23 protein-coding genes, 2 tRNA genes and 1 pseudogene are annotated in these 26,634 nt (G+C 42.3%); all 26 read left to right on the forward strand.

Going from position 1 to position 26,634, the window contains the following annotated elements; translation table 11 throughout:
• The first annotated feature begins 6 nt into the window (after positions 1-6).
• Positions 7-960 (forward strand): ribose-phosphate diphosphokinase, encoded by a 954-nt coding sequence (locus QR42_RS00320; RefSeq protein WP_024425641.1) that lies wholly within the window; start codon positions 7-9, stop codon positions 958-960.
• A 138-nt stretch (positions 961-1,098) separates the two neighbouring features.
• Positions 1,099-1,725, forward strand: coding sequence for a 50S ribosomal protein L25/general stress protein Ctc (locus QR42_RS00325; RefSeq protein WP_039175914.1), 627 nt, complete (start codon positions 1,099-1,101; stop codon positions 1,723-1,725).
• 140 nt (positions 1,726-1,865) lie between these two features.
• Positions 1,866-2,432: an aminoacyl-tRNA hydrolase gene (pth, locus tag QR42_RS00330; RefSeq protein WP_024425643.1), complete on the forward strand. Its 567-nt coding sequence runs from the start codon at positions 1,866-1,868 to the stop codon at positions 2,430-2,432.
• A 55-nt stretch (positions 2,433-2,487) separates the two neighbouring features.
• On the forward strand, positions 2,488-2,718 hold the full coding sequence (locus QR42_RS00335; protein ID WP_003217967.1) for an anti-sigma-F factor Fin: 231 nt from the start codon (positions 2,488-2,490) through the stop codon (positions 2,716-2,718).
• Positions 2,719-2,786: 68 nt separating this feature from the next.
• Positions 2,787-6,320, forward strand: coding sequence for a transcription-repair coupling factor (gene mfd, locus QR42_RS00340; protein ID WP_039175917.1), 3,534 nt, complete (start codon positions 2,787-2,789; stop codon positions 6,318-6,320).
• Positions 6,321-6,459: 139 nt separating this feature from the next.
• Entirely contained in the window at positions 6,460-6,996 is a 537-nt protein-coding gene (spoVT, locus tag QR42_RS00345; protein WP_003217990.1) for a stage V sporulation protein T, read from the forward strand.
• 190 nt (positions 6,997-7,186) lie between these two features.
• The gene (locus QR42_RS00350) at positions 7,187-8,791 is read left to right on the forward strand and encodes a putative polysaccharide biosynthesis protein (RefSeq protein WP_039175918.1); all 1,605 of its coding nucleotides are present in this window, start codon (positions 7,187-7,189) and stop codon (positions 8,789-8,791) included.
• On the forward strand, positions 8,781-10,265 hold the full coding sequence (mazG, locus tag QR42_RS00355) for a bifunctional methyltransferase/pyrophosphohydrolase YabN (RefSeq protein ID WP_039175921.1): 1,485 nt from the start codon (positions 8,781-8,783) through the stop codon (positions 10,263-10,265). The genes QR42_RS00350 and mazG overlap by 11 nt, the downstream gene beginning before the upstream one ends.
• Positions 10,262-10,522, forward strand: coding sequence for an RNA-binding S4 domain-containing protein (locus tag QR42_RS00360; protein WP_008341839.1), 261 nt, complete (start codon positions 10,262-10,264; stop codon positions 10,520-10,522). Before mazG ends, QR42_RS00360 begins: the two co-directional genes overlap by 4 nt.
• Before the next feature lie 73 nt (positions 10,523-10,595).
• The gene (gene yabP, locus QR42_RS00365; protein ID WP_024425646.1) at positions 10,596-10,904 is read left to right on the forward strand and encodes a sporulation protein YabP; all 309 of its coding nucleotides are present in this window, start codon (positions 10,596-10,598) and stop codon (positions 10,902-10,904) included.
• On the forward strand, positions 10,901-11,539 hold the full coding sequence (gene yabQ, locus QR42_RS00370; protein ID WP_039175923.1) for a spore cortex biosynthesis protein YabQ: 639 nt from the start codon (positions 10,901-10,903) through the stop codon (positions 11,537-11,539). The genes yabP and yabQ overlap by 4 nt, the downstream gene beginning before the upstream one ends.
• A gap of 18 nt (positions 11,540-11,557) precedes the next feature.
• A complete protein-coding gene (locus QR42_RS00375; RefSeq protein ID WP_003217952.1) occupies positions 11,558-11,932 on the forward strand; it encodes an FtsB family cell division protein in 375 nt (124 codons plus the stop codon).
• Between the two features lie 82 nt (positions 11,933-12,014).
• Positions 12,015-12,410, forward strand: coding sequence for a S1 domain-containing RNA-binding protein (locus tag QR42_RS00380; protein ID WP_008357409.1), 396 nt, complete (start codon positions 12,015-12,017; stop codon positions 12,408-12,410).
• 177 nt (positions 12,411-12,587) lie between these two features.
• Positions 12,588-12,661, forward strand: a tRNA-Met gene (locus QR42_RS00385).
• Between the two features lie 25 nt (positions 12,662-12,686).
• Positions 12,687-12,758, forward strand: a tRNA-Glu gene (locus QR42_RS00390).
• Between the two features lie 203 nt (positions 12,759-12,961).
• Positions 12,962-15,445, forward strand: a complete 2,484-nt coding sequence (spoIIE, locus tag QR42_RS00395; protein ID WP_039175926.1) for a stage II sporulation protein E — start codon at positions 12,962-12,964, stop codon at positions 15,443-15,445.
• 76 nt (positions 15,446-15,521) lie between these two features.
• The gene (locus tag QR42_RS00400) at positions 15,522-16,259 is read left to right on the forward strand and encodes a vWA domain-containing protein (RefSeq protein WP_034325063.1); all 738 of its coding nucleotides are present in this window, start codon (positions 15,522-15,524) and stop codon (positions 16,257-16,259) included.
• Positions 16,243-17,250 (forward strand): protein kinase domain-containing protein, encoded by a 1,008-nt coding sequence (locus QR42_RS00405; RefSeq protein WP_084096458.1) that lies wholly within the window; start codon positions 16,243-16,245, stop codon positions 17,248-17,250. The genes QR42_RS00400 and QR42_RS00405 overlap by 17 nt, the downstream gene beginning before the upstream one ends.
• A gap of 96 nt (positions 17,251-17,346) precedes the next feature.
• Positions 17,347-18,769 (forward strand): annotated as a pseudogene (tilS, locus tag QR42_RS00410) (tRNA lysidine(34) synthetase TilS).
• Positions 18,766-19,305, forward strand: coding sequence for a hypoxanthine phosphoribosyltransferase (gene hpt / locus QR42_RS00415; protein ID WP_008357399.1), 540 nt, complete (start codon positions 18,766-18,768; stop codon positions 19,303-19,305). The pseudogene tilS and the gene hpt overlap by 4 nt, the downstream one beginning before the upstream one ends.
• Before the next feature lie 95 nt (positions 19,306-19,400).
• Positions 19,401-21,302: an ATP-dependent zinc metalloprotease FtsH gene (gene ftsH, locus QR42_RS00420; protein ID WP_034284252.1), complete on the forward strand. Its 1,902-nt coding sequence runs from the start codon at positions 19,401-19,403 to the stop codon at positions 21,300-21,302.
• A gap of 161 nt (positions 21,303-21,463) precedes the next feature.
• A complete protein-coding gene (locus QR42_RS00425) occupies positions 21,464-22,240 on the forward strand; it encodes a type III pantothenate kinase (protein ID WP_039175940.1) in 777 nt (258 codons plus the stop codon).
• A 14-nt stretch (positions 22,241-22,254) separates the two neighbouring features.
• Positions 22,255-23,130, forward strand: a complete 876-nt coding sequence (hslO, locus tag QR42_RS00430) for an Hsp33 family molecular chaperone HslO (RefSeq protein ID WP_024425653.1) — start codon at positions 22,255-22,257, stop codon at positions 23,128-23,130.
• A gap of 46 nt (positions 23,131-23,176) precedes the next feature.
• Complete coding sequence (locus QR42_RS00435; RefSeq protein WP_039175942.1) at positions 23,177-24,085, forward strand: peptidyl-prolyl cis-trans isomerase; 909 nt, start codon at positions 23,177-23,179, stop codon at positions 24,083-24,085.
• Between the two features lie 77 nt (positions 24,086-24,162).
• A complete protein-coding gene (gene cysK / locus QR42_RS00440; RefSeq protein WP_024425655.1) occupies positions 24,163-25,086 on the forward strand; it encodes a cysteine synthase A in 924 nt (307 codons plus the stop codon).
• A gap of 124 nt (positions 25,087-25,210) precedes the next feature.
• The gene (locus QR42_RS00445) at positions 25,211-26,629 is read left to right on the forward strand and encodes an anthranilate synthase component I family protein (protein WP_039175946.1); all 1,419 of its coding nucleotides are present in this window, start codon (positions 25,211-25,213) and stop codon (positions 26,627-26,629) included.
• Positions 26,630-26,634: the final 5 nt, after the last annotated feature.

The raw sequence follows: 26,634 nt of genomic DNA on the forward strand, positions 1-26,634 counted from the left end.
TTTACCATGTCTAATCGTTATGCTGATGCGAATTTAAAGATATTCTCTTTGAATTCAAACCCTGAACTTGCCAAAGAAATTGCCGATCGTATCGGAGTTGATGTAGGAAAGAGCTCTGTTAAACGCTTTAGTGACGGTGAAGTCCAAATCAATATTGAAGAAAGTATCCGCGGCTGTGATTGTTATGTTATTCAATCAACAAGTGCGCCAGTCAATGAGCATATTATGGAACTGCTCATTATGGTGGATGCGCTAAAACGCGCTTCTGCGAAAACTGTCAATATTGTAATCCCTTATTACGGATATGCACGTCAAGATCGTAAGGCAAAACCTCGTGAGCCAATCACTGCGAAGCTTTTTGCAAACTTGCTTGAAACAGCAGGTGCTACACGTGTGATTGCACTTGATCTTCATGCACCGCAAATCCAAGGTTTCTTTGATATTCCAATCGATAACTTAATGGCTGTGCCAATCTTAACAAACTATTTCGAACAGAAGAACTTGAATGATATCGTTGTTGTGTCTCCTGACCATGGTGGTGTGACACGTGCGCGTAAAATGGCAGACCGCCTGAAAGCGCCAATCGCAATTATCGACAAACGCCGTCCAAAGCCAAACGTTGCTGAAGTCATGAACATTATTGGTAACATTGAAGGCAAAACGGCTATTCTGATCGATGATATCATTGATACAGCTGGTACCATTACACTTGCAGCAAATGCACTTGTGGAAAATGGAGCGGCTGAAGTCTATGCTTGCTGTACGCACCCAGTATTGTCTGGACCAGCAGTAGAACGCATCACAAACTCTAAAATCAAAGAATTGGTTGTGACAAACAGTATTCAATTAACTGATGACAAGAAAGTTGGAAAATTCATTCCGCTTTCAGTTGGGCCTTTGCTTGCAGAAGCCATCATCCGTGTACATGAAGAAGAATCTGTGAGCTATCTTTTCAGCTAATTTTATTATGGAAAAAGGCCCTAGGCATCAGCTTAGGGTCTTTTTGCTTTCATCAATCACAGGCAAACATGTTTAAAATGATTCGGTTATGGGTAATTATGAGAGTAGTGACAAAAAAGAAATAGGATGGTGCTGAATATGGCAACTTTAAAAGCAAATAAAAGAACTGATTTCAAACGTTCCACACTGCAAAAAATCCGTCATTCAGGACACGTTCCTGGTGTCATATACGGAAAAAATACAGACAGCCTGGCTGTTTCATTAGACAGCATCGATTTATTAAAAACCTTACGTGATGAAGGGAAGAATACAATCATTACCTTAGACGTGGGTGGTGAAACGAAATCTGTGATGGTGACAGAGTTACAAACAGACCCGCTGAAAAACGAACTTGTCCATGCTGATTTCCAAGTCGTTGACTTACAGCGTGAAATTGACGCGGATGTACCAGTGCAGCTGATTGGCGAGTCTAAAGGGGTAAAAGATGGCGGTGTGCTTCAGCAGCCACTATTTGAACTATCTGTTACAGCGAAACCAAAAGATATCCCGCAGAATATTGAAGCAGATATTACAAACTTAGAAGTTAATGATGTATTAACAGTTGCTGATCTTCCTGTTCAGTCATCTTATCAAATCAATAACGATCCAGAAGAAGTCGTTGCATCCATTCTGCCGCCTCAGCAATCAGAGGTTCCTGAGCCAGATAGCGAAGAGGAGCCGCAAGAGCCTGAGGCTATTAAAGAAAAGGATGACGATGGAGAATAACTGGTCATTTAGAGACGTAACCCTCCCGCGGTTGCGTCTTTTGTGCTAGAATGAAAAGAATTCATACGTTTTTACATGAGGCAATCTGATTGGCTCATTTTTTAGGCGTGTGCTGTGTGACAAAGGAGGTTATTGGTTTCATGATTGCATTCGTTGGATTAGGTAATCCAGGAAAAGAATATGAAAAAACAAGACATAATGTCGGGTTTATGACAATAGATGAACTATCGAAAAAATGGGACATTCCTTTAAATCAATCAAAATTCCATGGACAATTTGGAACTGGGTTTGTTTCGGGGCAAAAGGTTCTACTTGTAAAGCCGCTTACATATATGAACTTATCAGGAGAATGTGTGCGTCCGCTGATGGACTATTACGATATTCCCCTTGAACATTTGAAAGTGATCTATGATGATCTTGATTTGCCAACTGGCCGAATTCGCTTACGTACAAAAGGAAGTGCAGGCGGGCATAATGGAATCAAATCATTGATTCAGCATTTAGGTTCACCTGAATTTGACCGATTCCGTATCGGCATTGGACGTCCTCAAAACGGCATGAAGGTCGTTGATTACGTACTAGGACGTTTCTCAGAAGAGGAACAGCCTGACATCGCATCAGCCATTCAATCGTCTGTCGAGGCCTGTGAAGCGGCTTTAAAAAAGCCATTTTTAGAAGTGATGAATGATTTTAACAAGAAGGTATAAGAATGATAAGCAAAGCACATACTGATCATAAAATCTCAGCATGGGAGGATCACGTATGGCTTTGCATTATTACTGCCGCCACTGTGGTGTAAAGGTTGGCAGTCTAGATGAATCCGCTGTCCAAAGTGAAGCACTTGGATTTCATCACTTAACAAATGAGGAAAGAAACGATATGATTTCTTATAGGGAAAATGGTGATTTACATGTACAAACCATTTGTGAGGATTGCCAAGAGGCGCTCGAAAGAAATCCTGATTACCATCAGTATCATACTTTTATTCAATAAAAAAGCTTTGGTGTAGATATTAGACCAAAGCGTTTTTCTGTTTTAAACAAACAGGGAGGAGGAGCCAAATGAAAAACATACAATCATTTATCAAACAAAGTGATGATTTTCAGTCCATTTTTAATGGACTAAAGGAAGGGTTAAAAGAACAGCTGCTTGCCGGACTATCAGGCTCCGTCAGATCTTTATTTACAGCCGCGATATCAGACGAACTGAAGCGGCCAATGTTTATTGTGACTCACAATTTATATCAGGCACAGAAGGTAACAGATGATCTAGCAAGTGTGATGCCGGATCGCTCGGTTCTTCTTTATCCTGTCAATGAACTTATCGCTTCAGAAATTGCAGTGGCAAGCCCTGAGCTGAGAGCACAGCGTTTAGATGTCCTGAACCGGCTTGCGAATGGAGAAAACCCCATTATCGTTACTCCCGCTGCTGCGGTGCGCAGGATGCTTCCGCCAGTTGAGCTCTGGAAGGAGAGTCAGATCCATTTAAAGATCGGTGAAGAAATTGATTTGGAGGCGTTTTCAAAACAGCTCGTACAAATTGGTTATGACCGGACGTCAATGGTTGCAGCGCCCGGAGATTTTAGTGTGCGCGGAGGAATCATTGACATCTATGCGTTAACGGAAGATCATCCAATCCGTATTGAACTGTTTGATACAGAAGTAGACTCGATTCGAACGTTTCATTCAGATACACAGCGTTCATTAGAAACCCTTCAAGAAATCAAAATAGGTCCTGCAAAAGAGCTGATTGTGAGAGGTCCTGAACGAGTGAGAGCCATTGAACAGCTTGATCAAGGGCTGGCAAAGAGCTTAAAGAAATTCAACTCAGATCAGCAAAAAGAGCTGCTTCATCAAAATATTTCTGCTGACCGCGAGAAGCTGCTAGAAGGCATCGTGACACAGGAAATGACGAAGTACCTAGCCTATTTCTATGAAAAGCCTGCTAGTTTGCTAGATTACACATCGCAGGATACGATTATTATTTTAGATGAAATCAGCAGAATTCAGGAGATGGAAGAACAGCTTGAACAGGAAGAAGCCGATTGGACAATTAGTCTGCTTGAAGAAGGGAACATTCTTCATGATTTATCTCTTTCTTTCCCGTTCCAAGAACTGATCAATCAGCAATCAAGGTCCATTCTGTACTACTCCTTGTTCCTGAGACATGTCCAGCAGACAAATCCGCAAAATATCGTCAATGTATCTAGTAAGCAAATGCAGAATTTCCACGGGCAGATGAATGTGCTGGCGAGTGAAATTGAACGCTATAAAAAACAGCAGTACACGGTTGTCTTCTTAGGTGCGGATGAAGAGCGGACAGAGAAGCTATCGTCTGTTCTGCATGATTATGACATTGAAGCTGCTCTTGCTAAACCGGACGCTGAACTTGTGAGCGGACAGGTGTATATTTTACAAGGTGAGCTGCAAACAGGCTTTGAACTGCCGTTATCAAAAATTGCTGTGATCACAGAAGGTGAACTCTTCAAGAAACGTGTGAAAAAGCAGGCACGTAAGCAAAAGCTGACCAATGCAGAGCGAATCAAGAGCTATTCAGAGCTTCAAGTCGGCGATTATGTGGTGCACATTAACCACGGGATCGGTAAATATTTAGGAATTGAAACGCTTGAAATTGGCGGCATTCATAAAGATTATTTAAATATTCATTATCAAGGAAGCGACAAGCTTTATGTACCGGTTGAACAAATTGATCAGGTGCAGAAATATGTAGGATCAGAAGGTAAAGAACCAAAGCTGTACAAACTTGGCGGCAGCGATTGGAAACGCGTGAAGAAAAAAGTTGAAACATCTGTACAGGACATCGCAGATGATCTGATTAAGCTGTACGCAGAACGCGAGGCTAGCAAAGGATATGCCTTTTCGCCTGACCATGAGATGCAGCGCCAGTTTGAATCTGCGTTCCCTTACCAGGAAACAGATGATCAAATCCGTTCGATTCACGAAATTAAGCAGGATATGGAGCGGGAACGTCCAATGGACCGTCTGCTTTGTGGAGATGTGGGCTACGGAAAAACAGAGGTGGCTATTCGTGCGGCATTCAAAGCGATTGCTGACGGGAAGCAGGTAGCCCTGCTAGTTCCGACAACTATCTTAGCGCAGCAGCATTTTGACACAATCATGGACCGATTCCAAGACTACCCTGTCAAAATCGCGCAGCTGAGCCGTTTCCGTACAAGAAAAGAAACAACTGAAACGTTAAAAGGGCTGAAAAACGGGACGATCGATATGGTCATCGGCACACACCGTCTTCTTTCAAAAGACATCGTCTACAAGGATTTAGGGCTGTTGATCATTGATGAGGAACAGCGTTTTGGTGTGACGCATAAAGAGAAAATTAAGCAGATGAAAGCCAATATCGATGTACTGACATTAACGGCTACGCCAATTCCGCGTACGCTTCATATGTCCATGCTTGGTGTGCGGGATTTATCGGTTATTGAAACACCGCCTGAAAACCGATTCCCTGTTCAAACCTATGTGGTTGAGTACAACGGCGCTTTAGTCAGAGAAGCAATTGAGCGAGAATTAGCACGCGGCGGTCAAGTGTACTTCCTTTACAACCGTGTTGAAGATATCGAACGAAAAGCAGACGAAATCTCCATGCTAGTCCCAGACGCAAAAGTTAGTTATGCGCACGGGAAAATGAGTGAGAACGAGCTGGAATCAGTGATGATCAATTTCCTTGAAGGTGAATCAGATGTATTGGTCAGTACCACCATCATTGAAACGGGAGTCGATATTCCAAATGTGAACACACTCATCGTCCACGATGCTGATAAAATGGGGCTTTCTCAGCTGTACCAGCTAAGAGGACGAGTCGGGCGTTCGAACCGTGTCGCTTATGCTTACTTCACGTATCGAAAAGATAAAGTTCTTTCTGAAGTTGCAGAGAAAAGACTTCAAGCCATTAAAGAATTCACAGAGCTTGGATCTGGGTTTAAAATTGCGATGCGTGATTTAACGATTCGAGGAGCAGGGAACTTACTTGGGGCTCAGCAGCATGGCTTCATTGATTCGGTTGGATTCGACCTCTATTCTCAAATGCTGAAAGAAGCCATTGAGGAAAGAAGAGGCGATACAACGGCTCAAGATAAATTCGAGCCAGAAATTGATCTGCAAATTGATGCGTACATCCCAGACACTTATATTTCGGATGGCAAGCAGAAGATTGAGATGTATAAACAGTTCAGAGCAATTGGATCGATTGAAGAGCGAAAAGAGCTTCAGGATGAAATGATCGACCGATTTGGTGAATATCCGCAAGAAGTGGCAGACTTGTTTACGATTGCGACAATGAAGGTGTACGCTGTCCAGGAACGTGTCGAGCTGATCAAGATGGAGAAAGGCATTGTCAGAATGACCCTTGATGAGCAAGCAAGCAGTGAAATCGACGGTCAAAAATTATTTGAGCTCGGCAGTAAATATGGACGTGAAATTGGGTTGGGAATGGAAGGCAGCAAGCTGATTATTTCTGTCCAAACGAAAGGCAAGAAAACGGAGGAATGGCTTGAGGTTGTTCTTAATATGCTTCGAGGCCTTCAAGATGTGAAAAAAGAAACCATTCCATCTTCATAAAATTTTGTTTGTCTCTCGTGTATATTACGTTTGATGTGACGGATACTAAACTCAGGGTCAAGTGGTGAATGTTGCATAAAGTGGACGCTTTTGTTCCATTCACCCAACACATCATCAAACGAAAGAGAGGCAGCAGTGAATGAAAGCAACTGGAATTGTACGCCGTATCGATGATCTAGGTAGAGTGGTTATTCCGAAGGAGATTCGCAGAACATTGCGCATCCGGGAAGGAGATCCGCTTGAGATTTTCGTCGACCGCGATGGAGAAGTGATTTTGAAGAAGTATTCGCCGATTAGTGAGCTAGGAGACTTTGCGAAGGAATATGCTGATGCATTATTCGACAGTTTGGGTCATTCCATCCTGATCTGTGATCGAGATACGTATATTGCTGTATCCGGCAGTTCGAAAAAAGAGTACTTAAACAAATCCATCAGTGATTTACTTGAACGAACAATGGATCAGCGTAATTCTGTGTTAGAAGAAAGCAAAAAAGAAATTCAACTTGTCGATGGTATTGATGATGACGTATCTGCTTATACCATTGCACCTATTGTTGCAAACGGAGATCCGATTGGCGCCGTCGTCTTATTTTCTAAAGAGCGTTCAATGGGAGAAGTGGAGCATAAAGCGGCAGAAACGGCAGCTGGCTTCTTAGCCCGTCAAATGGAACATTAGGTCTAATAACTCTATATCATTTTGATAAAACGAAAAAATGCCGATGAAATCATTTGATTTTGTCGGTTTTTTATATGGGATGAAACAAATTGGGACATGTGCCGTCTACTCCTTAGAAAGAAACGGCTTTTCATTCACGTATGATATAATGAGTTCGTTTAACTGTAGATCTATTTTAAAGGAGTCATCCATGAAAAATGCTGTGAATCAGCCGCATTGGCTTTTCCAGGGTGCGGTGATTTTGACCATCGCAGGCCTGTTATCAAAGGTACTAAGTGCCGTTTACCGTGTCCCGTTTCAAAACATCGTAGGGGACACAGGGTTTTATATTTATCAGCAGGTATATCCTTTCCTTGGTATTGCCATCATGCTTGGTACAACAGGTTTTCCTGTCATGGTGTCCAAGCTTCTGAGTGAGCATGGGGAAGAGAATCGACAGATCATTACAAGGGTATCCTTGGTATATATCACTTTACTAAGCTTGGTCTTATTTCTTTGTCTTTACATAGGAGCAGGCACAATGGCGAGCCTTATGGCAGATAGTCAATTAATTCTGCTCATCCAGATGAGTGCTTTTGTGTTTCTATTTCTGCCGCTCACTGTGATGTTGAGAGGAGTTTTTCAGAGTGACGGGCTGATGCTTCCAACGGCTGTTTCTCAGTTGATTGAGCAGCTCATCAGGGTAGGCGTCCTGCTTGTTTTATCCTTTTATTTCGTGAGACACGGCTATTCGCTTTATGAAACAGGGGCGGGCGCGGTGTTCTCTTCTATCGCAGGAAGTGCGGCGTCGCTCATTTTGCTTCTTTTCCTTTGGTTGACCTATCGAAAACAGTCTGCTGCAAGTATGTCAGGCAAACAGGCGACACTTCGAAAAAAAGATATTTTGAAGAGTTTGGTGCTGTATACATTGACGATTTGTGTCAGCGGTTTGCTTATTTTATGGATGCAAATGATTGATGCTTTTCATCTGTATGCGTTGCTGCGCAGTGAGGGTCTCAGTGAAGCGGCGGCAAAGGCGGCAAAAGGTGTGTATGACCGAGGTCAGCCGTTCTTGCAGCTAGGGACGGTGTTTGCCATCAGCATCGGAACCTCTCTTGTGCCATTTTTATCGGCAGCTATGAGAAATGGGGAGCATGAAACGATACGGCAAAAAGTGCGGTCATCGGTTAAGACCACGTCGGTATTAGGGATTGGGTCAGCTGTTGGGTTGATTTGTATTTTATCACCAGTAAATACAATGCTTTTTCGTAATGATTTAGGCACAGATGCCCTGCAAATATTCTGTATATCGATTGCGTTTACGTCGATTGCCATTACGCAGGCGGCTTTACTGCAAGGGCTCGGACATACTGTGTATCCCGCTGTTGTGGTGATCATCAGCGTGCTGGTGAAATGGATTCTAACGATTGCGCTTGTTCCGTTATTTGGCATCCACGGTGCCGCATGGTCAACTGTATGTGGTTTTCTCACAGCAGCCGTGCTCAATGCCGTTTATTTGAAGCATAAAGGATGGATTTCATTGAGAGAGCTATTCCCAGTGAAAATTCTTTTATCAGCCGCCTTCATGGCTGTGGTCTTAATGGGATATCAGGCTTTGTTTTCCTGGGTGATCCCTTTTGAAAAACGTCCGTTTTCCGTTTTAGAGAGCCTGACATCAGTTTTTATTGGTGGTTTCGCCTTTTTATATAGTATTCTTAAGCTAGAAGTATTTACGGACGAGGAATGGAGACTCATTCCATTAGGAAAAAAGATTTTATATTTTAAACAGATGAGAGGGAATCAAAATGGCAGGTAAGATTACCGTCGTCGGTCTCGGGGCAGGCGACATGGATCAGCTGACGCTCGGTGTATATAAGCAGCTGAAGCAGGCGAAAGAAGTATATATGAGAACGCAGGATCATCCGCTTACCGCAGAGTTAATGCAGGAGGTCCCATCTCTCACCTTTTTTGATGAAATTTATGAAAAGCACGATCAGTTTGATCAGGTGTATCAGGAAATTACCGAAATATTATTTGCAGAGGCAGCGGAAAAAGACATTGTGTATGCAGTACCTGGTCATCCATTTGTGGCAGAAAAGACCGTACAGCTGCTCGTCGCCGGGCAGAAAGAGCGCGGGATCGAGGTGTCTGTCGCTGGTGGACAAAGCTTTTTAGATGCGACATTCAACTCCTTGCAGATTGACCCCATCGAAGGATTACAATTCGTTGATGCAGGGGATATGAGAGCGGATGATCTGAAATTAACCCAGCACGTCCTGATTTGTCAGGTATATGATCAGATGACAGCATCGAATGTGAAGCTCACGCTGATGGAAAAGCTTCCTGACGATTATGAAGTTTATATTGTGACTGCAGCTGGAAGCAGTCAGGAACAGATTACTGCCGTTCCTTTATTTGAACTTGATCGAGATGTGTCGATAAATAACTTAACAAGTGTTTATGTTCCTCCGATTCAAGATGAAAAGCTGCTTTATCAACAATTTGACACCTTCCGTGACGTCATACGTACATTAAGAGGTCCGGGCGGCTGTCCATGGGATCAAAAACAAACCAATGAGTCACTCAAACCATATTTAATTGAAGAATGCTATGAGCTGCTTGAAGCGATAGATGAAGATGACCCAGATCATATGGTGGAAGAGCTCGGCGATGTGCTGCTACAGGTGCTACTTCACGCTCAAATTGGCGAAGATGACGGTTATTTCTCAATCGATGACGTCATTCAGCATGTCACAGAAAAAATGATTCGGCGACATCCCCATGTGTTTGGTGACACGAATGTTTCTGAGGCAGCAGATGTGGTGGCCAACTGGGAAAAAATCAAGCAGCAGGAGAAGCCAGAGCGGACCGGTTCTATTTTGCAATCGATTCCGGCGACACTTCCAGCATTAACAAAGGCATATAAACTCCAAAAGAAAGCCGCCAAGGTAGGCTTTGATTGGACAGATGTTCAAGATATTTGGAACAAATACGAAGAAGAAAAGCAGGAATTTCTTGTTGAAGTGGCAGAGAAGACGGACGAAGGTGCAACGAAGCAGATGAAAGATGAATTTGGAGATCTTTTGTTTGTTCTCGTCAATATTGGACGGTTCTATCACCTAGAGCCTGAAACGGCGCTCGCTTCTGCCAACACAAAATTCATGCGGCGCTTTAAGCATATCGAACAAAAAGCAAAGGACATGGGACGTTCACTAGATGACTTAACGCTAGAGGAAATGGACGATCTATGGAACGATGCGAAACGTATAGAAAGAGGTGAACATACATGAGACTAGATAAGTTTTTAAAAGTGTCCCGTTTAATTAAAAGAAGAACATTGGCAAAGGAAGTAGCTGATCAAGGCAGGATTTCTATTAACGGAACACAGGCGAAAGCAAGCTCTGACGTGAAAGAAGGAGATGAGCTGCAAATCCGCTTTGGTCAAAAGCTAGTGACTGTTCAAGTCAACGAGTTAAAGGACACGACGAAAAAAGAAGAAGCGGCTGGCATGTATACTGTGCTAAAAGAAGAAAAAACAGCAGAATAGGGCTTGTTCTAAATGACCCTCTTATCACATACAATGCAGTAACATGCAAGTATGAGATATGGGGGATGTATAAATGAATCAATATTATAATCAACCTCAAGGCACGAAGCTGTCATCAGACGCGGAGCACAATGTCACAATGCGAAACAGAAAGCATTTAGATATCACTGGTGTCAAACAAGTGGAAAGCTTTGATAGTGAGGAATTTCTGCTGGAGACGGTCATGGGGATTCTCGCCATCCGCGGAGAAAATCTGCAAATGAAGAACCTAGACGTCGAAAAGGGCGTTGTGTCGATCAAAGGGCGTGTCTTTGATTTAATCTATGTTGATGAGCAGCACGGGGAGAAAGCTAAAGGATTTTTTAGCAAGCTGTTTAAATGACGCTGACAGTCCAGTTTTATACGATGCTTTCCATGGCGGCGATGGGCATCTGGCTGGGCGCATCGCTTGATACGTACAAGCTGTTTGTGAACCGGGAAAAAACAGCAAAATGGCTTTTGGCTATACACGATCTCCTTTTTTGGATGGTGCAGGGTCTCTTATTCTTTTACGTCCTGCTGCTGACAAATGAGGGAGAATTCAGGCTTTATATTTTTCTAGCCGTTGCTCTAGGTTTCTCGATGTATCAGGCATTGATGAAACAGCTGTATCTCAAGATTCTCAAGTTTATCATGATGTGTGTATATCAGACCGTTCTCTTCCTGAAAAGGCTGGTCATGTCGATTGTCTTCCAACCGATCCGCTGGATGATCACATTGGTCATAAGTGCTATTCTGTTCTTGCTCCACTCGCTCTTACGTCTAGTTCGTTTTACGTTTCGGCTCGTGTGGAAGGTGCTGTCGATTGTTTGTTATCCGCTCATCTGGTTACTCAATGTGACCATTATTCATCGGATTCCCGAAAAATGGCGAACATCAATGAGATTGTTTTTCTCAAAAGGAGCAGGAATTTTACAAGGGGCCAAGAAATTATCTGGTACCATCAAAACGAAATGGAAACAATTCTGGACAAAGTAAGAGAGGAGGCCTTCAACCTTGAACAAGAGAAAAAGAAATATCGCACAAATTCAAAATGATTACCAAAAACAAATGGAACAGCAAGCACAGCGCTTAAAACGCAAACGTCGCGGACTCCTTAGAAGGCTTACCGTGTTTGGTGTGATCGTGCTCATGTTTGCTGTCTTGGTGACAAGTGCCCTCTGGTCGCAATCGTCTTCACTAAAGGAAAAAGAAGAGAAGAAGGTTGCGCTCGAAAAAGAGTTGAAGCAATTACAAACAAAGCAGGAAGATATTTCTGATGAAATTAAGAAGCTGAAAAGCAAGGAATACGTACTCGAACTGGCACGACGGGACTATTATATGTCCAAAAAAGGCGAAAAAATCTTTGATGTGGGCAATAAGAGCGATTAGCCTTGTTGACACTTAAAATTCAGTTTATGTATAATTGAACAAATGAGATTTTTTTATAAGTCTAAGGAGGAGCACTTTTTTTATGTCGATTGAAGTTGGCAGCAAGTTACAAGGGAAAGTTACGGGCATTACAAATTTTGGAGCTTTTGTGGAGTTGCCAGGCGGTTCAACTGGTCTCGTTCATATCAGTGAGGTAGCCGATAACTATGTAAAAGATATTAATGAGCATTTAAAAGTCGGTGAACAAGTTGAAGTGAAAGTGATTAACGTTGAAAAAGACGGTAAAATCGGCTTGTCCATTAAAAAAGCAAAAGATCGTCCTCAACAACAATCAAGACCAAGCAGAAATGATTTCCGTCCGAAGGAATCGTTTGAACAAAAAATGAACAAATTCTTAAAAGATAGCGAAGATCGCTTAACATCTTTAAAACGTAACACGGAATCAAAACGTGGGGGGCGCGGAGCAAGAAGAGGTTAACTTGTTGCTGCTTTCTATATATTTTCACAACAAAGCATCTGCTGTTCAGCAGGTGCTTTTTTTCATGATCTATCCTACATTTTTTGAGATTTCGTCATTTAATTTAAAACTTTCTATTGACGGACAAGCGAATCCTTTGTATTATAGTTCTTGTGCTTCTTAGCGCATTATTATTATGGCGGTGTAGCTCAGCTGGCTAGAGCGTACGGTTCATACCCGTGAGGTCGGGGGTTCGATCCCCTCCGCCGCTATCCTTTTAACTAGAACATAAAGCAAGGCCCGTTGGTCAAGCGGTTAAGACACCGCCCTTTCACGGCGGTAACACGGGTTCGAATCCCGTACGGGTCATCTTCGAAACAGCTTTCTATAGGAAAGCTGTTTTTTTGTGCTTTCGTAAAATTCTGATGAAAGACATCGACTTTCATGAAAGTATGCCTCTTTGACGAATAAAGCGTCGAACGTTTTATGGAAACGACAACTTCTTTTGACAAAATTTCTTTTTCACCTTCGCTATAATGACAAGCAACGAATATCAGGTGGGGGATGAGAAGATGGAAAAACTAGAAAGAAGAACTGATTTAACAGGAGCGGGGTTTGAAAGAATCAGTGCAGGGTTAAAAAAGATGAAAAACCTGTTTCTTCATCACACGCATTCTCTTTTTTTCTATAAAGGGTTTATTTATGTTGTTCTAGGCTTTTTATTAGGACGAGCCTTTATATTATCTGAAATTATGCCGTTTGCTCTGCCTTTCTTTGGTTCCATGCTGCTTATTAAAAGAGATAAGGCAATGCTTGCTTGTCTCGCTTTACTCGCTGGGGCGATGACGATATCACCTCAAAATGCATTGTTTGTGTTTGCATCGCTACTTATGTTTCTCCTTATGTCAAAGGTGGTTTCTTTCATCATCAAAGACCCAGTGAAAACATTACCGGTTGTCATTGTTCTCTCAATGCTGATTACCCGAGGAGCGTTTGTTTACCTAGAGCAAGGTGCTGTGCAAAGCTATGATTACGTCATGGCGGGTGTCGAAGCAGGACTTGCCTTCATTTTGACACTGATTTTTCTTCAAAGCCTGCCGATTTTTACAGTCAGGAAAATTAAACACTCTTTAAAGGTCGAAGAAATTATTTGTTTTATGATTTTAATTGCCTCAGTTTTAACCGGACTTGCTGGGATCTCATTTCAAGGGATGCAGGCAGAGCATATTTTGTCACGTTATGTAGTGCTGACCTTTGCTTTTATTGGCGGAGCCAGTATTGGTTGTACGGTCGGTGTCGTGACAGGATTAATTCTCGGTCTCGCCAACATCGGAAACCTTTATCAGATGAGTCTTCTTGCCTTTTCAGGTTTATTAGGCGGATTGCTGAAAGAAGGGAAGAAAGCAGGGGCAGCCATCGGCTTAATTGTGGGTTCCTTACTCATTTCACTGTATGGGGAAGGGTCAGCAGGTCTCATGACCACACTGTATGAATCACTTATAGCGGTTGCGCTCTTTTTGCTCACGCCGCAATCAGTCACCTCCAAGGTAGCGAAATACATTCCTGGTACGGTAGAACATGTACAAGAACAGCAGCAATATGCTCGGAAAGTACGAGACGTGACAGCAAAAAAGGTAGACCAATTCTCTAATGTATTTCATGCGCTGTCTGAGAGTTTTGCGACATTTTACGAATCCATTCCTGAAGAGAAGAAGCAGGAAGAGGATGTAGATCTTTTTTTAAGTACGATCACAGAACGATCCTGTCAAACGTGCTATAAGAAAAATAAATGCTGGGTGCAGAACTTTGATACAACCTATGAACTAATGAAACAAGTTATGCATGAATCTGATGAAAAAACGTATGAGCATAACCGAAAATTGAAAAAGAAATTTAGTCAGCACTGCTCAAAATCAAAACATGTCGAGGAATTGATTGAAGAGGAGATCGCTTACTATAAAGCCAACCAGACACTGAAGAAAAAAGTCCAAGACAGCAGGCGTCTTGTGGCTGAACAGCTGATGGGTGTCTCACAAGTGATGGAGGATTTTTCCCGGGAAATAAAACGAGAAAGAGAACAGCATTTTATTCAAGAAGAGCAGATGATAGAAGCGCTTCAGCACTTTGGTATTGAAATTCAGCAAGTAGAAATCTATAGCTTGGAGCAGGGAAATGTCGATATTGAAATGAGAATCCCATATTGCCAAGGGCATGGGGAATGTGAAAAAATCATTGCTCCAATGCTTTCAGATATTTTAGAAGAACAGATTTTAGTCAAAGCAGAGCAGTGTGCAGAGCATCCAACAGGCTATTGTCACGTTGTATTTGGCTCTGCCAAATCATATCGAGTGGCTACAGGCGTGGCACATGCAGCAAAAGGCGGAGGACTGGTATCTGGAGACAGCTACAGCATGATGGAGCTTGGAGCAGGCAAGTATGCCGCAGCTATTAGTGATGGAATGGGCAACGGAGCACGTGCTCATTTTGAAAGCAATGAAACGATTAAGCTGTTAGAAAAAATATTGGCATCAGGTATCAATGAAAAAGTGGCGATTAAAACCATTAATAGTATTTTATCTTTACGAACAACGGACGAGATCTATTCAACATTGGATTTATCGATCATTGATTTACAGGATGCGAGCTGTAAGTTCCTCAAGATTGGTTCAACACCCAGCTTTATTAAACGGGGTGATCAGGTGATAAAGGTACAAGCAAGCAACTTGCCGATTGGCATTATTGATGAGTTCGAAGTCGAGGTTGTGAGCGAACAGATGAAGGCAGGAGATCTATTGATTATGATGAGTGACGGCATTTTTGAGGGACCAAAGCATATTGAAAATCATGATCTGTGGGTGAAACGGAAAATGAAAAGCTTTAAAACAGAAGATCCACAAGAAATTGCTGATTTATTAATGGAAGAGGTCATTCGAACAAGAGCAGGCCAAATTGACGACGATATGACGGTTGTTGTCATCAGGCTCGACCACAACACACCAAAATGGGCTTCCATTCCGACAGGTACATTCTATCTTGAGAAACAAGAGATTTCTTAAAATATCGTATAATATGAATTTCTTCTGGCGATGATGGGGATATAGGCATTCAGTTACAATCCCAGGAGGAATGAAGATGCGAAAAGGTCACGTCAACCAAATCTTATTGATTACAGATGGCTGCTCAAATCACGGGGAAGATCCGCTTGCGATTGCCTCATTGGCAAAGGAACAAGGGATTACAGTCAATGTCATTGGAATTATGGAAGAAAACAGACACGATCATGAAGCGATGAAAGAAGTAGAGGGGATTGCTCTCGCAGGCGGAGGCATCCATCAAGTTGTCTACGTCCAGCAATTATCTCAAACAGTACAAATGGTCACGAAAAAAGCGATGACACAAACCTTACAAGGTGTTGTGAATAAAGAATTGCAGCAAATACTCGGCAAAGACACTGAAATTGAAGAGCTTCCACCTGATAAGCGCGGGGAAGTAATGGAGGTTGTTGATGAGTTAGGAGAGACGGTTCACCTTCAAGTACTCGTGCTTGTTGATACAAGTGCAAGTATGAAACCGAAGCTGCCGACTGTCAAAGAAGCACTTATCGACCTTTCCATCAGTTTAAATTCAAGAATTGGAGAAAATCAGTTTGGGATGTGTGTATTTCCCGGGAAAAACTCAGATGCAGAAATTGTGTTGAATTGGACGCCTCGATTCGATTCATTATCATCTATTTTCCCAAAACTGACCACTGGAGGAATCACCCCAACGGGACCAGCACTTCGGGAAGCACTTCAGCATTTCAAGTCAGTTCGCTCACGTAAAGGGCTGCTTGAAGCAAAGGAAGAGCATGATGATGAATTCGGTTTCTAACATCCCGTTAGGCACGGTGATTCAAGGGAAATGGCACCACCATCATTACCGTATTGTAAAAGAGCTTGGAAAAGGGGCGAACGGTGTTGTCTATCTGGCCGAATCGCCACATGGGCAAGCGGCCCTTAAAGTGAGTGATGACAGTATGCTCATTGCATCTGAAGTCAATGTATTAAAATCCTTTTCAAAGGCTCCTGTGAAAACCATGGGGCCTTCTTTTTATGATATGGATGATGCGATTTATCCCGGTATGCCTCAAAAACGCTCCTTTTACGTGATGGAATATGTCAGAGGCCCATTACTGCTTGAATTTGTGAAACAAAAGGGTGATGAGTGGATCGTTGTTTTGATGATTCAGCTTTTATCTAGCCTGGCTCATTTACATCAGGAAGGATGGATTTTTGGTGACTTAAAGCCTGATAATCTCATTGTTTCTGGTCCCCCGGCCACGATCCGGTGCATTGATGTGGGAGGAACGACAAAAGCGGGCAGGGCAATTAAGGAGTATACCGAGTTTTTTGATCGAGGATATTGGGGATTTGGCTCACGAAAAGCTGAACCAACTTATGATTTATTTGCCCTAGCCATGGTGATGGTTAACTGTGCGTATAAGAAAGAATTCAAAAAAGGAGCAGAACCAGAAAAGCAGCTTTATCGAGCCATTGAAGGACATCCTTTATTAAAGCGATATGAAAGGGTGTTAAAGGCTGCTTTACAAGGTAAATATCAATCAGCAGCAAACATGAAAAGTGCGATGCTGAAAGAAGGACAGCTGATTGAATCAAGAAAATCACGCCAAAAGAAGCAACAGCAAAAAAACGCGCCAAAACCCGCTGTTAATCGAAATCAACAAGTGACTTCACGATCGCGGGCTGCAGCAGCAAAAAGAACGTCAGTACGTAAAAAATCAGGCGGACTTTTTGAAACCATTCTTATCGTGTGCAGTGTACTCGCCCTTTACTGTGCATATGTGGTTTTGTTCCTGTTGTAGAGCTGTAAAAAAGCAGGCTTCTTCTTTGCTTGGAGCTACTGAAAGTGATAGGATATGTATATCTTTAAATTACCTGCTCTTTGTGAGGAGGAAGTTGTGAATAGAATTGAATCTTTTTTGAAAAAACATGATGTTTACCTTGAAAATACGACAGTCATTGTCGGGGTTTCCGGCGGACCAGATTCTATGCTCTTACTGCATGAACTTAACAAGCGCCGCAAAGGTTCCTATCAGCTGATTGCAGCCCATGTAGATCACATGTTCAGAGGAGAAGAGTCCTTTGCTGATTTGGCATTTGTTGAGGCTTACTGTAAGGAGCATGAGATCCCTTTTGAATCGTCCCGCATACAGGTCACCCAATATGCAAAAGAAAACCGCTTAAACAAACAGGCAGCTGCAAGGGAGTGCAGATATGCTTTCTTTCGTCAATTGATGGAACAATACAACGCTCAATTTATAGCGCTTGCACATCATGGAGACGACCAAGTAGAAACAATGATGATGAGACTTGCGAGAGGAACTGTTGGTATAGGACTCGCGGGTATCCAAGCAAAACGTCCTTTTCAAAATGGATGGCTGATTCGTCCGCTCATTGGATACTCTAAAGACGACGTGCTAAAAGCTTGTGAAAAAGAACATGTTCCCTATGTCATTGATCAAAGCAATCATACAGATGACTACTTGAGAAACCGGGTAAGAAGACACATTCTTCCCGTGTTAAAAGAAGAGGCACCTCATGTACATGAAAGCTTTCAGTTTGTAAGTGACATGCTGACTGAGGATGAGCAATACTTGCAGGCTTTAACAAAGGTACAAATGAACCAAGTGATAACGAGTCAATCGCCTAAGCAAATTGAGATCAAAACGAAGCCTTTGCTTGACCTGCCTTTGCCTTTACAAAGAAGAGGCATTCAACTAATATTAAACTATCTTTATGAAAACACTCAATCAGCGTTTTCAAACCAGCATATTCTAGGGACTTTAGACTGGTTATCTCATACTGATCAACCGTCTGGATCATTAGATTTGCCAAAAGGTTTACAAGCTGTCAAGTCTTATGATCACTGTATGTTTACCTTTGAACGATCGCATGTAGTAGACCAGTCTTATGCTCTTCACTTAAAGGTTGAGCTTGGAGAAGAGCTTTTTCTCCCAAATGGACAGTCTATCGTCGTATCAAATCATGTTCCGAAGGATGCACGGAACGGAAACCATTTTTTCTTGCTTCAAAAAGATCATGTTCGTCTCCCTTTGATCATTCGCTCACGAAAAAATGGTGATCGAATCAAACTTAAAGGGATGAATGGATCAAAAAAGGTGAAGGATATATTTATTGATAAAAAAGTGCCTCTTGCAGAAAGAGACAGCTGGCCGATCGTCACTGACTCGGATCATCAAATCATCTGGATCCCAGGTCTGAAAAAATCCGTTTTTGAAGAAATTGATATGACAAACAGCGATCTCATTGTATTACAATATAGACAGCACGAAAATTTGTAGGGGGCAAGCAAAAGCATGAAACAAGATATTGAAAAGATTTTGATCTCAGAAGAAGAGATCCAGCAAAAAGTGAAGGAACTGGGTGCAACATTAACCAGCGATTATGATGGTAAATTTCCCCTGGCTATTGGTGTTTTGAAAGGGGCTCTTCCATTCATGGCAGACCTGATCAAACACATTGATACATATTTAGAACTTGATTTTATGGATGTATCTAGCTACGGAAAGTCTACCGTATCTTCTGGAGAAGTAAAGATCATTAAGGATCTAGATACTTCTGTTGAAGGAAGAGATATTTTGATTATGGAAGATATCATCGACAGTGGGTTAACTTTGAGCTATCTGGTAGAGCTTTTCCGATACCGTAAAGCAAATTCCATTAAAATTGTGACATTGCTTGATAAACCAAGCGGCCGCAAAGCAGACATCAAAGCAGATTATGTTGGATTTGAAGTACCAGATGCATTTGTTGTCGGCTATGGATTGGATTTCGCTGAACGTTACCGAAACCTCCCGTATATTGGAGTGTTAAAACCATCTGTTTACGAAGGCTGATCAGCATACGTATACATGAGGTTATTGGTTGTGTTGGAATGATTTTCTATGATACTATTGAACATAGTTGTGCTTACTGTGGGAGGAGGTAAGGAATGAATCGGGTTTTTCGTAATACGATTTTTTATATACTTATTTTATTACTTGTGATAGGGGTCGTTAGTTGGTTAGGATCCCCAAATCAAAAGCCTGAGAACATGTCTTACAGCAAATTTTCGCAAAATCTAAGTGCGGGAAAAGTGGAGAGTATCTCCATTCAGCCTGTAAGAGGGGTTTATGAAATTCGTGGTCAATTAGATGGCGCGAAGAAAGATCAATACTTCATTACCCATGTTCCAGATGGTCAAGGTGTTGACCAAATTTACAGTGCACTGAAGAATACAGATGTAAAAGTAGAACCAGCACCTGAAACGAATGGATGGCTGCAAGTTCTGACAACCATCATTCCGTTTATCATCATCTTTATCCTGTTCTTCTTCTTATTGAACCAAGCTCAGGGCGGCGGAAGCCGAGTCATGAACTTTGGTAAGAGTAAGGCGAAGCTTTACACAGAAGAGAAGAAACGTGTGAAATTTAAAGATGTTGCTGGTGCAGATGAAGAAAAGCAAGAGCTTGTAGAAGTGGTGGAATTCCTGAAGGATCCACGTAAATTTGCGGAGCTTGGCGCAAGAATCCCTAAAGGGGTTTTACTAGTAGGACCTCCAGGTACAGGTAAAACATTGCTTGCGAGAGCATCTGCAGGAGAAGCTGGCGTTCCTTTCTTCAGCATCAGTGGTTCTGACTTCGTCGAGATGTTCGTCGGTGTCGGTGCATCACGTGTACGTGATTTATTCGAAAATGCGAAAAAGAATGCACCTTGCTTAATCTTTATTGATGAGATTGATGCAGTGGGTCGTCAGCGTGGAGCCGGTCTTGGCGGTGGTCATGACGAGCGTGAACAAACGCTTAACCAGCTTCTTGTCGAAATGGATGGTTTTAGTGCCAACGAAGGTATTATTATCATTGCTGCGACGAACCGTGCAGATATTCTAGACCCTGCATTGCTGCGTCCGGGACGCTTTGACCGTCAAATTACGGTTGACCGCCCAGATGTTATTGGCCGTGAAGAAGTACTGAAAGTTCATGCGAAAAACAAACCGCTTGACGAGTCAGTCAACTTAAAAGCCATTGCAAGCAGAACACCAGGGTTCTCTGGGGCAGATCTTGAGAACTTATTAAACGAAGCAGCACTTGTTGCTGCCCGTCAAAACAAAAAGAAAATCGATATGCGTGATATCGACGAAGCGACTGACCGTGTCATCGCTGGGCCGGCGAAGAAAAGCCGCGTCATTTCGAAGAAAGAACGTAATATCGTGGCTTACCATGAAGCAGGTCATACCGTCATTGGTCTTATCTTAGACGAAGCGGACATGGTGCATAAAGTAACGATCGTTCCTCGTGGTCAGGCAGGCGGATATGCGGTCATGCTTCCAAGAGAAGACCGTTATTTCCAAACGAAGCCAGAGCTTCTTGATAAGATTGTCGGCTTGCTCGGCGGTCGTGTTGCAGAGGAAATTACGTTTGGTGAAGTAAGTACAGGCGCTCACAACGACTTCCAGCGTGCAACAGGCATTGCAAGAAGAATGGTCACAGAGTTCGGTATGTCTGATAAACTTGGTCCGCTTCAATTCGGTCAATCACAAGGAGGTCAAGTATTCCTTGGCCGTGATTTCAACAATGAGCCGAATTATAGTGAAGCGATCGCTTACGAAATTGACCAAGAAGTTCAGCGCTTCATTAAGGAGAGCTACGAACGTGCGAAACAAATTCTCACTGAGAATAAAGATAAGTTAGAAATCATCGCACAAGCCCTTCTAGAAGTTGAAACATTAGATGCTGAACAAATTAAATCTCTTTACGAAACTGGAAAGCTTCCAGAGCGTGTATACGCAGATGACGAAGAGAAAAACGATGATGTGAAAGTAAACATCAAGAAAAAAGAAGATGAGGAGATCTAATCTCCTTCTGTGAAAGCTGCCGGGATCACCGGCAGCTTTTTTATTTCGATTCATGAATGGATCGGTTTCGAATTGTTTACAAATGGAACTCAATTCGTGTATGGTATGATAGAAAGTCGAAAAATGCTCTTTTTGAGAAACTATTCAAAGTGGTGATGAAGTTGTTACTCGTGATAGATGTAGGAAACACAAATACCGTTTTAGGTGTTTATCATAATGGCGATCTAAACTACCATTGGCGAATTGAAACAAGCCGTCATAAAACAGAAGACGAATTTGGTATGTCCATTAGGGCTTTATTCGATTATGTGGGGCTGATGTTTGATCAAATAGAAGGGATTATCATCTCGTCTGTGGTCCCGCCAATGATGTTTGCTCTTGAAAGAATGTGCGAAAAGTATTTTCACCTAACACCCCAAATTGTAGGGCCTGGAATGAAGACTGGATTAAACATTATGTGTGACAATCCAAAGGAAGTCGGGGCAGATCGAATTGTCAATGCAGTAGCAGCAATTCACCTATATGGGGCGCCTCTTATTGTGGTAGACTTTGGAACAGCAACAACCTACTGTTATATCAATGAACAAAAACAATACATGGGTGGAGCGATTGCACCTGGTATTACCATCTCAACTGAGGCTTTATATACAAGAGCGGCGAAGCTGCCGAGAATTGAAATTGTCCGTCCTGATCACATTGTTGGAAAAAACACCATCAGTGCGATGCAATCCGGCATCCTTTATGGATATGTTGGTCAAGTCGAGGGAATAGTGAAACGGATGAAGCAGCAAGCCAAACAAACACCGAAAGTCATTGCAACAGGCGGTTTGTCTACATTGATTGGAAATGAATCAGACTGCATTGATATTGTCGATCCGTTCCTCACATTAAAAGGACTGCAGCTCATTTATGAACGTAATCGTGTCGGTGTATTATAGGAGGTTTAAATCAAATGGATTACTTAGTTAAAGCATTAGCATATGACGGAAAAGTCCGCGCATATGCTGCAAACACAACAGATACAATCAACGAAGCACAAAGAAGACATCATACGTGGCCGACTGCATCAGCTGCCATCGGCAGAACGATGACAGCAACCGTCATGATGGGTGCTATGCTGAAAGGTGAGAATAAGCTAACTGTCAAAATAGAAGGCGGTGGACCAATCGGCGCCATTATTGCTGATGGAAATGCAAAAGGTCAGGTGCGAGGATATGTCTCAAACCCACAAGTTCACTTTGATTTAAATGAACATGGCAAGCTGGATGTTAGACGTGCAGTCGGAACATCTGGAACCTTAAGTGTTGTCAAAGATATCGGGCTGAAGGACCACTTTACAGGACAAACGGAAATTGTTTCAGGTGAAATTGGAGATGACTTCACATATTATCTTGTTTCTTCTGAGCAAGTGCCTTCCTCTGTAGGCGTAGGCGTCCTTGTCAATCCAGATAATTCGATCCTCGCAGCAGGCGGTTTCATCATTCAATTGCTGCCTGGTACAGAAGATGCTGTCATTGAAAGACTAGAAAAGCGTCTGTCAACGATTGAACCAATCTCTAAACTCATTGAAAAAGGGATGACACCAGAAGAAATATTAGAAGAAGTACTCGGTGAAAAGCCTCAAATTTTAGAAACTGTACCTGTCGAATTCTCTTGTAACTGCTCAAAAGAACGGTTTGCAAATGGCATTATCAGCCTAGGGAAAGCCGAAATTGATGATATGATTGAACAAGACGGACAAGCAGAAGCTCAATGCCATTTTTGTAACGAAACGTATGTATTTACAAAAGAAGAGCTAGAAGAGCTACGTGAAGAATTAACCCGCTAAGCTCTAAGCAGCGGGTTTTCTTTTTAGAATGGAAAGGAGACGAAAGATGAGATTAAAAGCAAGAGTGGTATGGACATTTATCCTCGTGTTGCTCATGATTAATGCCGTTGTCATTGCATATGTATTAACAAAGTCACAAATGTCACAGGCTTCTTCTAATGGGAAGAGCGGTGAAGAAATTGCATCGATTGGAAAAGAGAAGGTAACGCGTCAAGAATGGTTAAAGAAGATGGAAGACCGCTACGGAAAGGCAACACTTGAACAAATGATCAATCTGAAGGTGGTCAATCAGCTTGCCAAGCAAAACAAGCTGGACGTGTCTTCGAAAGAGATCAATCGTGAATTGCTTATGCTCAAAGCAGTATCTAATAATTTCTACGAAGATGGACATACAAGTGAGAAGGAATGGAAAGAACAGATTCGTTATCAAATTTTATTAGAGCAGCTTTTAACAAGAGATGCCGTCGTTTCTGAAAAAGAAGCGAAATCGTTTTATGAAAAAAACAAGGACTTATATCAATATGATGATTCATACCGCATTCGCCATATTGTCGTGAAGACAAAGGACGAGGCTGAAAATGTATTGAAAGATTTAAAAGGTGGATCCAGCTTTGAAGCCGTAGCAGCTGAACGTTCAATCGACCGTTACACCTCACCATACGGCGGAGATCTTGGATTTGTGACAGAAGAGCAGGAAAGCATCCCAGCCCTATACATACAAGAAGCTCAAAAGCTTCAGCCAGATGAATGGACGAAAGAGCCAATTCAGACCAAAAACGGGTATGCCATTATTCAGTTAAAAGAAAAATTAAATGGCCGCTCTTTCTCCTATGACGAAGTCAAAGATCAGATTAAAAGGCAGATCGCGATGGAAGATCTAGGTGAAAAGGCGAATGTCAAAACCCTGTGGAAGGAAGCAAAAGTCACATGGTTTTACGATGGCGAGCAGGACTAAAAGCATTGACAAAATTTTTTGAAATTGATAATTTAATATTAATACAATAAAATTACTCGGAGATAGAGGTGTTAGTGATGGCTCGTATTGCAAATTCAGTTTTTGAACTAATAGGAAATACACCAGTCGTTAAATTAAACCGTTTAGTAGATGAAGACAGTGCGGATGTCTACTTGAAACTTGAATATATGAACCCAGGCAGCAGTGTCAAAGATCGTATTGCTTTAGCGATGATCGAAGATGCTGAAGCGAAAGGTACACTAAAAGCCGGCGATACCCTTATTGAACCAACAAGTGGAAACACAGGAATCGGCCTTGCGATGGTAGCGGCTGCTAAAGGAATCAACGCGATTTTGGTTATGCCAGACACAATGAGTCAGGAGCGCCGCAACCTTTTACGCGCTTATGGTGCGGAGCTTGTCTTAACACCAGGTGCAGAAGGAATGAAAGGTGCCATCAAAAAAGCAGAAGAATTGGCAGAGGAGCATGGTTACTTCATGCCTCAGCAATTTAGCAACGAAGCCAATGCGGAGATTCACCGTCGTACAACTGGGAAAGAAATTCTTGAACAGTTTGACGGCGAGCTTGATGCATTTATTGCAGGTGTTGGTACGGGCGGTACGATTACAGGTGCTGGTGAAGTCCTAAAAGAAGCCATCCCATCCATCCAGCTTTATGCGGTAGAACCGACAGATTCCCCTGTATTGTCAGGCGGAAAGCCGGGTCCACATAAAATTCAAGGAATTGGAGCAGGTTTTGTTCCTTCAATCCTGAACACAGAAATATATGACGGCATCATCCAAGTGAAAAACGAAGATGCATTTGAGCTTGCAAGAAAAGCAGCGAAAGAAGAAGGAATCCTTGGTGGTATTTCTTCCGGAGCAGCTATTTACGCAGCACTTCAAACAGCGAAGAAGCTTGGTAAAGGGAAAAAGGTTCTCGCAATCATCCCAAGTAACGGTGAGCGTTACCTCAGTACACCTCTTTATCAATTCGATTAAACCAATCACCCCAGCGTTTGCTGGGGTTTTTTCATGAATTCTGAAGATGGAAAGCAAATACTATTTTCTAAATAAATTGGATTGCATTACAATAAGATTAATGAAAATAAAAAAGGATGATAACATGACACAACGCAGGCCGATGGGCATCAAAATTCCTTTTACGAAAGATGCATTCTTGAAAAGATACGAACAATTAACTGCTCGTGAAACACATCATGTGCTTCTAGAAAGTGCACGCGGCGGTTCATATAGCATTGCTGGTATTCACCCGATCGCTAAAGCGAAGGGGAAAGATGGGATGACGACCATCCATTATCAAGATGAGGTATTGTTCAAAGAAGGTGATCCATTCAGAGCGTTTACGGATTGGTTTCAAACCCTTCAAACCGAAACAATCGACGAATACCCCGACTTTCAAGGCGGAGCGATTGGGTTTTTAAGCTACGATTATGCTAGATACATCGAGCATTTTAAGATGCTGGCAATTGATGATCTTAAAACACCAGACCTTTATTTCCTCGTGTTTAACGATGTTGCAGTTTTTGATCATGAAGAGAACGCACTGTGGCTGATTACTCACACAGAGGAAGCAGAACCAATGAGTGAAGCGAATCAAAGGCTGGAAGAATGGAAGCGAAAGTGGACAAGCTCTTTTGAAGAATCAGCACAATCACCTGTCAATGAATCTTCCACAGAATTTGTACCAGCAGCACCTTTTACTGAAGAAACCTTTGGGGAAGCAGTAGAGAAAATTAAGCAATATATCGCAAACGGTGACGTGTTCCAAGTGAACTTATCTATCAGACAAGATGAACAGCTTCACACTCATCCGTATGATTTATACAAAACATTACGTCAAGTGAATCCATCTCCTTATATGTCTTACCTGCATACGCCTGACTTCCAGATTGTTTGTGGATCTCCAGAGCTGCTTATTAAGAAAAAAGGGACTCAGCTAGAAACAAGACCAATTGCTGGAACAAGATCACGAGGCAAAGACGACGCTGAGGATCAAGCGCTGGCAAAAGAACTGATTGAAAATGAAAAAGAACGCGCAGAGCATGTGATGCTCGTTGACCTTGAGCGGAATGACCTTGGACGAGTATCTACTTATGGATCCGTAAAAGTGAACGAATTTATGGCGATTGAGAAATATTCACACGTGATGCATATTGTATCCAATGTACAAGGAGAGCTGCGTGATGAATGTGACGCGGTAGATGTCATGAGAGCTGTATTCCCAGGAGGAACGATTACAGGTGCACCAAAAGTGAGAACAATGGAAATCATAGAAGAACTTGAGCCAACAAGACGTGGGCTTTATACTGGATCTATAGGCTGGTTTGGATTCAATCAAGATATGCACTTTAATATCGTTATTCGGACTGCGTATTGTACAGAAGGAAAAGCCTTTATGCAGTCAGGTGCGGGGATCGTCATAGATTCTGTCCCAAAACACGAATACAAAGAATCCATTAAAAAAGCCTATGCAGTGAAAAAAGCAATACAGTTGAGCAAAGAAGAGACTATTTTGAGTTAGAGGTG

The sequence above is a fragment of the Bacillus sp. WP8 genome, assembly GCF_000800825.1.
In the GTDB taxonomy this organism is placed as follows: Bacteria; Bacillota; Bacilli; order Bacillales; family Bacillaceae; genus Bacillus; species Bacillus safensis.

Coding starts and splice junctions, on each gene's coding strand:
- QR42_RS00320 (WP_024425641.1), top strand. CDS start 7: ATGTCTAATCGTTATGCTGATGCGAATTTAAAGATATTCTCTTTGAAT.
- QR42_RS00325 (WP_039175914.1), top strand. CDS start 1,099: ATGGCAACTTTAAAAGCAAATAAAAGAACTGATTTCAAACGTTCCACA.
- pth (WP_024425643.1), top strand. CDS start 1,866: ATGATTGCATTCGTTGGATTAGGTAATCCAGGAAAAGAATATGAAAAA.
- QR42_RS00335 (WP_003217967.1), top strand. CDS start 2,488: ATGGCTTTGCATTATTACTGCCGCCACTGTGGTGTAAAGGTTGGCAGT.
- mfd (WP_039175917.1), top strand. CDS start 2,787: ATGAAAAACATACAATCATTTATCAAACAAAGTGATGATTTTCAGTCC.
- spoVT (WP_003217990.1), top strand. CDS start 6,460: ATGAAAGCAACTGGAATTGTACGCCGTATCGATGATCTAGGTAGAGTG.
- QR42_RS00350 (WP_039175918.1), top strand. CDS start 7,187: ATGAAAAATGCTGTGAATCAGCCGCATTGGCTTTTCCAGGGTGCGGTG.
- mazG (WP_039175921.1), top strand. CDS start 8,781: ATGGCAGGTAAGATTACCGTCGTCGGTCTCGGGGCAGGCGACATGGAT.
- QR42_RS00360 (WP_008341839.1), top strand. CDS start 10,262: ATGAGACTAGATAAGTTTTTAAAAGTGTCCCGTTTAATTAAAAGAAGA.
- yabP (WP_024425646.1), top strand. CDS start 10,596: ATGAATCAATATTATAATCAACCTCAAGGCACGAAGCTGTCATCAGAC.
- yabQ (WP_039175923.1), top strand. CDS start 10,901: ATGACGCTGACAGTCCAGTTTTATACGATGCTTTCCATGGCGGCGATG.
- QR42_RS00380 (WP_008357409.1), top strand. CDS start 12,015: ATGTCGATTGAAGTTGGCAGCAAGTTACAAGGGAAAGTTACGGGCATT.
- spoIIE (WP_039175926.1), top strand. CDS start 12,962: ATGGAAAAACTAGAAAGAAGAACTGATTTAACAGGAGCGGGGTTTGAA.
- QR42_RS00400 (WP_034325063.1), top strand. CDS start 15,522: ATGCGAAAAGGTCACGTCAACCAAATCTTATTGATTACAGATGGCTGC.
- QR42_RS00405 (WP_084096458.1), top strand. CDS start 16,243: ATGAATTCGGTTTCTAACATCCCGTTAGGCACGGTGATTCAAGGGAAA.
- hpt (WP_008357399.1), top strand. CDS start 18,766: ATGAAACAAGATATTGAAAAGATTTTGATCTCAGAAGAAGAGATCCAG.
- ftsH (WP_034284252.1), top strand. CDS start 19,401: ATGAATCGGGTTTTTCGTAATACGATTTTTTATATACTTATTTTATTA.
- hslO (WP_024425653.1), top strand. CDS start 22,255: ATGGATTACTTAGTTAAAGCATTAGCATATGACGGAAAAGTCCGCGCA.
- QR42_RS00435 (WP_039175942.1), top strand. CDS start 23,177: ATGAGATTAAAAGCAAGAGTGGTATGGACATTTATCCTCGTGTTGCTC.
- cysK (WP_024425655.1), top strand. CDS start 24,163: ATGGCTCGTATTGCAAATTCAGTTTTTGAACTAATAGGAAATACACCA.
- QR42_RS00445 (WP_039175946.1), top strand. CDS start 25,211: ATGACACAACGCAGGCCGATGGGCATCAAAATTCCTTTTACGAAAGAT.